The sequence below is a fragment of the Microbacterium sp. genome (assembly GCF_047972865.1).
In the GTDB taxonomy this organism is placed as follows: domain Bacteria; phylum Actinomycetota; class Actinomycetes; order Actinomycetales; family Microbacteriaceae; genus Microbacterium.
Genome location: NZ_JBKEAY010000201.1, coordinates 1 through 7,226, shown reverse-complemented (window position 1 = coordinate 7,226; position 7,226 = coordinate 1). Strand labels below are relative to the sequence as shown.

Annotated in this window: 8 protein-coding genes; 2 read left to right on the top strand and 6 right to left on the bottom strand. The window is 67.6% G+C overall.

Features of this window, described 5'->3' with window-relative positions; translation table 11 throughout:
• The 6 genes from ACK5KK_RS12245 to ACK5KK_RS12220 all read right to left on the bottom strand — a co-directional run.
• On the bottom strand, nucleotides 1-224 hold a 224-nt coding region (locus tag ACK5KK_RS12245), incomplete at its 3' end, for a hypothetical protein (protein WP_416890364.1).
• A 28-nt stretch (nucleotides 225-252) separates the two neighbouring features.
• Nucleotides 253-513: a glutaredoxin family protein gene (locus ACK5KK_RS12240; RefSeq protein ID WP_416890363.1), complete on the bottom strand. Its 261-nt coding sequence runs from the start codon at nucleotides 511-513 to the stop codon at nucleotides 253-255.
• Nucleotides 510-1,643, bottom strand: coding sequence for a glycosyltransferase (locus ACK5KK_RS12235; RefSeq protein WP_416890362.1), 1,134 nt, complete (start codon nucleotides 1,641-1,643; stop codon nucleotides 510-512). Before ACK5KK_RS12235 ends, ACK5KK_RS12240 begins: the two co-directional genes overlap by 4 nt.
• A 113-nt stretch (nucleotides 1,644-1,756) precedes the next feature.
• The gene (locus tag ACK5KK_RS12230; RefSeq protein WP_416890361.1) at nucleotides 1,757-2,218 is read right to left on the bottom strand and encodes an adenylyltransferase/cytidyltransferase family protein; all 462 of its coding nucleotides are present in this window, start codon (nucleotides 2,216-2,218) and stop codon (nucleotides 1,757-1,759) included.
• Between the two features lie 114 nt (nucleotides 2,219-2,332).
• Nucleotides 2,333-3,601 (bottom strand): nucleotide sugar dehydrogenase, encoded by a 1,269-nt coding sequence (locus ACK5KK_RS12225; protein WP_416890360.1) that lies wholly within the window; start codon nucleotides 3,599-3,601, stop codon nucleotides 2,333-2,335.
• Between the two features lie 50 nt (nucleotides 3,602-3,651).
• Nucleotides 3,652-4,614: a glycosyltransferase family 2 protein gene (locus tag ACK5KK_RS12220; RefSeq protein WP_416890359.1), complete on the bottom strand. Its 963-nt coding sequence runs from the start codon at nucleotides 4,612-4,614 to the stop codon at nucleotides 3,652-3,654.
• A gap of 141 nt (nucleotides 4,615-4,755) precedes the next feature.
• Between ACK5KK_RS12220 and ACK5KK_RS12215 the strand changes: the two genes are divergently transcribed.
• Together ACK5KK_RS12215 and ACK5KK_RS12210 are read left to right on the top strand one after the other, a co-directional pair.
• Nucleotides 4,756-6,207 carry a hypothetical protein gene (locus ACK5KK_RS12215; RefSeq protein WP_416890358.1) on the top strand — a complete coding sequence of 484 codons (1,452 nt, stop codon included), beginning with the start codon at nucleotides 4,756-4,758 and terminating at the stop codon, nucleotides 6,205-6,207.
• A 172-nt stretch (nucleotides 6,208-6,379) separates the two neighbouring features.
• Entirely contained in the window at nucleotides 6,380-7,012 is a 633-nt protein-coding gene (locus ACK5KK_RS12210; RefSeq protein WP_416890357.1) for a hypothetical protein, read from the top strand.
• The last annotated feature ends 214 nt before the right edge of the window (nucleotides 7,013-7,226 follow it).

Genomic DNA, 7,226 nt, shown 5'->3' with positions numbered 1-7,226 from the left:
CCGGCGCGGGTGGTCAGCGGAGGCGCGATGCCGCGGCGAGAGATGCGCGAAACGCGCGGCACGCCGATGTGGCGCGTCGAGACAGCGCGGATCGCTCGCATACCCGCGGCGGTACCGCGGGCGGCGGCACGGCGGGTGGCGGCACGGCGCGTCGGACGGGTCGCCGCGCCACCCAGACGGGCGGCAAACTCACCGTCGGATCGGTCGTCAGGCAGAACGGTCACCACCGCCGCAACGGACGGTGACGGCCGGTCAGATCAGCGACAACTCGCGGAGTTTGGTCTCGACATCGGCGTTCGAGGGCTCAACGTGGTGGGTCGCGTCGGGATACACCACGACCGGGATGTTCGTGCGCCCGGAGATCTCGCGCGCGACGTCCGCGGCCGCCGGGTCCGCTTCGAGGTCGACGTACGTGTACGTGACGCCGAGCCCGTCGAGCTGGGCCTTGGTGCGGCGGCAGTCGCCGCACCACTGGGCGCCGAACATCGTGATTCCGTCAGTGGGAGATGTCATGCGTCCAGGGTACGCCGCCCGGACACCTCGGCGGGTTCCGGCGCGGACTGGGACGCGAGGGCCCGGCGCGGGGCGTAGACGACCAGCGCGTGGAAGACGAACCGCACGATGAACGCGGCGACGAGGGTCAGCCCGGCCGCGAGCACAGCCGGGACGTGGGCTCCTTCGACCAGCATCGCCATGATCGGGATACGCACGATCGCCTCGAGGTTGTTGAAGGTGAACGACTTGGCGAAGCGGTGCCACAACCGTCCCGACTCGGCCCTCATGTCGGCGAACACCAGGTACTCCAACAGGAGGAAGTTGCCGATGATCGTCAGTTCGCTCGCGATGATCGCGGCGGGCAGATAGTCCATCCCCAGTCGGATCAGCCCCCACATGATGACGAGGTTCGCGATGGCCCCGACGCCTCCGACCAGCGCGAAAGCCGACATGCGCCCGAACCGCAGCATCGTCAGCTGAGTCAGGAAGCGCAGCCCCTGGCGGAGATTCGCTTTCGAGTCGCCCGCGTACCGCTCGGCGAAGGAGAACGGCACCTCCGCGACCCGCAACTGGCGGCGAGCGAGGATCTCGAGGAGGATCTTGAACCCGCGTGGGCGCAGTGTCGACAGGTCGACGGCGTCGCGGTCGACGAGGAAGAACCCCGTCATCGGGTCAGTGCACGTGGCCAGCTTGCGGGGGAACATCGCCTTGGTCAACAGGGTCGACAGGCGCGAGACCGCCGTGCGGGTCGCGTCCGCCAGCCCGCGGGAGTCACCGCCGGAGGCGTAGCGGGAGGCAATCACGACATCGACATCTCCCGCCGCCGCGCGGTCGAGGAGCCGGGCGATGTCCTCGGGCGGATGCTGCAGATCGCCGTCCATGACCAGACACCACCGAGCCGCGGCCAACTCGAATCCCTCGAGGACGGCGCCACCGAGGCCGGCGTCGGCCGATTCGCGGTGGCGCAGACGTACCGGGAACGGTGCGCGCTGCGCGGTGGCGAGGACGCGGTCCGGGGTGTCGTCGGTCGAATCGTCGACGAAGATCACCTCGAAGCTCCGCCCGCCCAGCGCGTCACCGATGCGCCGCACCAGCTCATCGACGTTTCCACCCTCGTTGAAGGTGGGAACGATGATGGAAAGCTCCATGGAAACGCTCGCGAGTCGTCGTGCGGACAGGTCGTTTCACCCTACCCGCGCCTGGCTCAGCGTGTGCTGACAGTCCACAGCGGTCGGTTCGTGCCGCCCGCCGGTCCCGCACGTCAGGCGGTGGCGGTGCGGTCGCTGTGATCGTGCAGGATCTCGGTGGCGACCACGTCAAGGGCCCGCCTCAGCTGTGTGCTGGAGGTGTGCGCGGTGTACGGGAAGTACACCACTTCGACGCCCACCTTGGCGAACTCCCGCTCCAGCCGCTGCCCCTTCTCGGTGCCGCGCCAGTCATCGCCTTTGAAGAAGTGCGTGAAACCGACGCTGCGCCACACGTCGAGCTTGTCGGGCACCGTCTCCACGTGCACGTGATCGACGTAGCGCACGGCGCGGACGATATCCGCGCGTTCGGCCGTCGGGATGAACGGTGCAACGCCCTTGACCTGTTCCAGCATCTCGTCGCTGACCACGCCGGCGATCAGGATGTCGCACTGCTCCTTCGCGTGGCGCAGGATGTTCAGGTGCCCGACGTGGAACAGGTCGAACGCTCCCGCCGCATAGCCGATTCGTGTAGCCATGAGTCTCCCCAGAATGACTCGTGCGGTCCCCACCGCAGATTTCCCGACCGCCATCTTAGCGCGGACATCGTCGATCGCACACCTCGCCGGCGGATGACCCCGCCCGCAGCGCGCTCACAGGGTGTCGATGTGCTCCCCGGACAGGCGGTTCTTCGTGTCGAGCACGGGTGTCGTGCTCTGCGTGAGAAGGGAGTAGTCGATGTCGCCGTGGTCGACCAGCACGACGGCGATGTCCGCGTCGGCGAGGGTCTGCGCGTCGAGCGTCGCGGCCTCCACGCCGGTCGGCCACAGGTGCTCGGGCACGTGCGAGTCCACGCCTGCGACGATGGCCCCCTGTTGGTTCAGCAGGTGCGCGACCTGCAGCGAGGGGCTCTCCCGCACGTCCCCGGTGTCGCGCTTGTAGGACAACCCCAGCAGCAGCACCCGGCTGCCGCGCAGCGCTTTCGCGTCGTCGTTCAACCGGGCTTGCACGCGCTGCACCACGTAGGACGGCATGTGCTCGTTGACGTCGTTGGCGAGTTCGACGAAGCGGAACGCCTGGCCGAGCTCGCGGCGAACCTGCCACGAGAGGTAGCTCGGGTCCACCGGAAGGCAGTGGCCGCCGACGCCGGGCCCCGGCGTGAACTTCATGAACCCGAACGGCTTGGTCGAGGCGGCGTCGATCGCTTCCCAGATGTTGACGCCCAGCTGGTGCGCGAACACCGCGAGCTCGTTGACGAGGGCGATGTTCACGTGGCGGAACGTGTTCTCCAGGAGTTTGGCCATCTCCGCTTCTTTGGGGGAGCTCACCGGGACGACGGTGTCCACGATCGCCTCGAAGAACGCGCGGACCCGTGCCAGGGAGGCCTCGTCGATGCCGGAGACGATCTTCGGCGTTCGCCGCAGGTCCCAGGTGGTGTTGCCGGGGTCGATGCGCTCGGGGCTGTAGCCGACAGCGAAGTCCGCTCCGGCGCGTAGGCCGGACCCGGCCTCGAGGATCGGCACGAACAGTTCCTCGGTCGTCCCCGGGTAGGTCGTCGACTCGAGGATCACGGTCGCGCCGGGCCGGACGTGCTCGGCCAGCGACCGGGCCGCGCTCTCGATGAACGACAGGTCGGGCAGCGTCTCGCGCAGCGGTGTCGGAACCGAAACCACCGCGATGTCGAAGCCTGCGGCCCCGGCGTAGTCACGGCTCACCGCGTAGCGTCCGGTGTCCAGCGCCGTGCGGAGCCGATCGTCCGTGATGTCCTCCACGTGCGAACGCCCCGCCGACAGCGCACTGACGCGGCGGGCATCGAGGTCGATACCGATCACGTCGAACCCGACCTCGTTGGCACGCATAGAGATCGGAAGCCCCACGTACCCCTGACCAACGACGACGACGCGCCCTGATTGCTCTTTCATTTTTTCCCCCGGTTCCCCGCTGCGGGCCGATCCCAGTCCCGGCCCGTCTCCTATTCGGTGTCGTGCGCGCGGTCGTGCGCGTAGGCGAAGAATGAGCGCCCCAGCGCTCCCGACACCATCCCCGCTCCACGGCGGATCAGCCGACGTGCCCGTGCGTCTGCACCGACATCAAGCCTGATCCGCGCGCCCCCCACGCGCGCAGCACCGACAACGACCCTACCGGCTCCCCCCGCGGCGTGGCGAACGACGGCACCGAGCCGGGCGATGCGGGTGGGGGCGGTGGCCACCGCGACGCGGGCGGCGACGTTTCCGTGGCTGTACGCGCGACGCAGTACCCACGGCCGGGTCAGACGGGACGGCTCGACGGGGTCCACCGTGACCGACTCGTTGCACCAGACGAACGACGCGCCGCGTCGACTCAGCGCCGTGCTGAACATCGTGTCCGAGCCGCCGCCGAGACCGATCGACTCGTCGAAGCGCACGCCGAGCCGTCGCACTTCGGCGACGTCGAGGAGGAGGTTTCCGGTGGCCACGACGTCTCGGGGGGTGCCGGTGGGCATCTCGGGACGTTGGAACAGACCGCTCTGCACGATCCACGGGTCGGTTCCCGGGGGGAAGTGCGACACCACCCGCCCGACGACGCCGGTGGGGCGGCCGTGGTCGAGCCACGTCGTCACCAGTGCGGACAGCCAGTCCTCCAGCGGTGACTCGTCGTCGTCGATGAAGACGATCAGCTGGGTCTCGGTGGCGTCCAGGGCGGCGTTGCGCACCGCGGGGATCCCCGGCACCGGCTGCACGACGTAGGTCGCTCCGGCAGCAGCGGAGACGACGTGCTCGGCCGAGCGCGCCGGGTCGTTGTCGACCACGAGGATCGCGCCGTGCGAGACCAGTTCCGCCGCCACGCACTCCTGGATGTGAGCGGCCACGGCGGGCAGCAGATCGGCGAGCCGCTCGGGGCGCCGGAACGTCGGAATCGCGATCGTGACCGCGGGTTTTGCTTCGCTGTCAGCCATTAGTCTTCTCTCATACTCTCGTCGCGACGAGGCGTTCTGCGCATCTGTCAGGTAACAATAGGGGAACGGTGCTTGCCCCTAGGCGCTCGTTCTTGTACTCGCCCACGATCAGCCCCGTGTGATCGCGAACCCGAAAGTAACATGACCTCTACGACATCCACTCGCCTCCGCCTGCGCTCACCGCTGGTAGCGCTCTCGCTCGCCTTCGTCACGGCTGTTGCCGGCGTCCTCCTCAGTCCCGGTGCCGCACACGCGGCCACGAGCACGTTGACCGCCGAACCCGGCCACAGCACATCCACAGATGTCAGCGCCACCAAGGCAGACCAAGCACACTCGGTGTTCACGTTGTCGGCCAAGCCCGACGGGTGGGGGACCTACGTCGGCTCCCGGGTTCGGGTGCAGGGCGACAACTACTACCTGATGCAGGCTCGTGTCGCGCCCTCGGGCGAAGTGCACGTGTCGCTCAAGCGTGAGTCGGCGGGGAGTAAGACCGACCTCGTGGACGTCGCCGGAACCGACGTCACCGTCACCGCCGGCCAGAAGGTGCAGGTGTCGTTGACGGCATCCGGCACGACATCCGTCACGCTGAACGGAACCGTCACGAACCTCGATACGGGCGATGACGCGACGATCACGGCCAAGGACACGTCCGGGTCGCGCCTTACGTCGACCGGCTACGCCGACGCCTGGCTCTACACGAGCAGCGGCGCAGCAAGTTCCGCGTCTGCGAAGGTTGCCGACGGCTCGGCGCAGCCGGCAGTTGTCTCGCCTGACCCAGTCAAGAAGGAGCCCGCTCCGGTCGACGAGGAGCCCGCCACCGACGATATCGCGGCGAACGCAGGCGTGCCCGCCGGTACCTCGCTCAAGGTTCACCACGGTGATCTCACGATCACGAAGGCGAACACCGTCGTCAGCGGCCTAGAGGTGCGCGGGTTCATCCGGGTCAAGGCGCCGGGTGTGATCATCGAGAACACTCGCGTCCTCGGGCGGGCCACGACGTCGAGCATCGGTTTGGTGAGCAACTACAGCAACGCTGAGAACTCATTCAAGATCCGCAACTCCGAGATCTACGCCGCCGTGTCCGGAACGTACGTCAACGGGATCATGGGGCAGAACTTCACCGCCTCGAACGTGCACATCCACGACGTCGTCGATCCGATCCGCATCATCGGCTCCAACGTCACGGTGGAGAACTCCGTCCTGGAAGACAACCTCCACTACGCCAGCGACCCCACTCAGGGGGGCGGTGCAAGCCACGATGACTCGATCCAGATCCAGGCGGGCTCGAACATCAAGATTCGTAACAACTGGATGAGCGACGCGCACAACGCGGCGATCCAGATCACCCAGGGTATGGGGCGGGTCTCGAAGGTCACCGTGTCCAACAACTACATCAACGGCGGCGGATGCAGCGTCAACCTCCACGAGACCGGCCGAGGCAAGATCTATGACATGTCGGTGGAGAAGAACACGTTCGGTCCTGACCGTCGCGTGCGCGACTGCGGTGTGGTCGCCCCGACCAGCAGCTACCCACAGATGACGAGCAACACCTGGGAGGCCAACGGCAAGACAGTCGGCATCACCCGCGGCTGATCCCTTCATGCGAACGCGAACGCCGTCGGCCCTCGGGTCGACGGCGTTCGCGTTCGCGCGAGGTCTGCCACCGATGCGGTGCTCGCTCGGTTTCGGGCTACACTCCTCGCGGGGGCGGTCGCGATTTTGCGGCCGCGTATGGGACTGAACCGGGGTGGCCATGGTGACGACGATGGGCGAGAACAAGAACAGACGTTTCGTCGTATGGAGCGTGGTGGGTGTCGCGGTCGTTCTGATCGGCGCGGTGGCTGGGGGCTTCGCCCTGTCGGGCGGAACGCCCTCCCCGATGGCGTCGCTGACCGCGACGGCAGAGCCACCGTTGGCTGCATCGTCGCCGACTCCGCAGCCGACGGATCTGCCGACGCCCACGCCGGGGACGACACAGGCGCCGACCGAGACGCCGGACGCCGTGGAAGCAGACATCGACGACACAGCCTCGCCGGAGAAGGACGTTGCCGTGCGGGTGGCCTCGGTGCACCGGTTCGAGGCGACGGGCGCTCTCCCTGGCGAGGTGAGCGGACCGGCGCTGCGGGTCACCGTGGAGATCGACAACCAGTCCGACGCGGACCTCGACACGTCGCTGGCGACGCTGGCCGTCGATTTTGGTGATGATCGTGTTCCGGCGCCCGAACTCGACGACCCGGAGGCGCCAGCGAATCCTGGTATAGTCGCTCCTGGGGACTTGGGGACAATCGTTCGATCCTTCACCATTCCCGATGGTGAGACGGATCGGATGCGCGTCAGCCTGGAGATGTCGGTGGGGAAACCGACGGTGATCTTCGAGGGTGGCGTACCTGCCTCCTAGCTTCCCGAATTAGCTGGGGATTGCGGGCTCTGCCCGGTTCCGGGGCCGTGGGGGCCTTGGACGCTCACTAGGAAATGGGGACTTTCGTGAGCATGCGTACTTTTGTGGCGTCTGTGGCTGTGTGTGGTGTGGCTGCGGGTTTGTTGGTGGCGGGTGCTGTGGTGGCCCCGGTGTCGGCGCAGGCGGATACGGTTCCGCCGGATGGTCTGCCTGA

Coding starts and splice junctions, on each gene's coding strand:
- ACK5KK_RS12240 (WP_416890363.1), bottom strand. CDS start 513: ATGACATCTCCCACTGACGGAATCACGATGTTCGGCGCCCAGTGGTGC.
- ACK5KK_RS12235 (WP_416890362.1), bottom strand. CDS start 1,643: ATGGAGCTTTCCATCATCGTTCCCACCTTCAACGAGGGTGGAAACGTC.
- ACK5KK_RS12230 (WP_416890361.1), bottom strand. CDS start 2,218: ATGGCTACACGAATCGGCTATGCGGCGGGAGCGTTCGACCTGTTCCAC.
- ACK5KK_RS12225 (WP_416890360.1), bottom strand. CDS start 3,601: ATGAAAGAGCAATCAGGGCGCGTCGTCGTCGTTGGTCAGGGGTACGTG.
- ACK5KK_RS12220 (WP_416890359.1), bottom strand. CDS start 4,614: ATGGCTGACAGCGAAGCAAAACCCGCGGTCACGATCGCGATTCCGACG.
- ACK5KK_RS12215 (WP_416890358.1), top strand. CDS start 4,756: ATGACCTCTACGACATCCACTCGCCTCCGCCTGCGCTCACCGCTGGTA.
- ACK5KK_RS12210 (WP_416890357.1), top strand. CDS start 6,380: ATGGGCGAGAACAAGAACAGACGTTTCGTCGTATGGAGCGTGGTGGGT.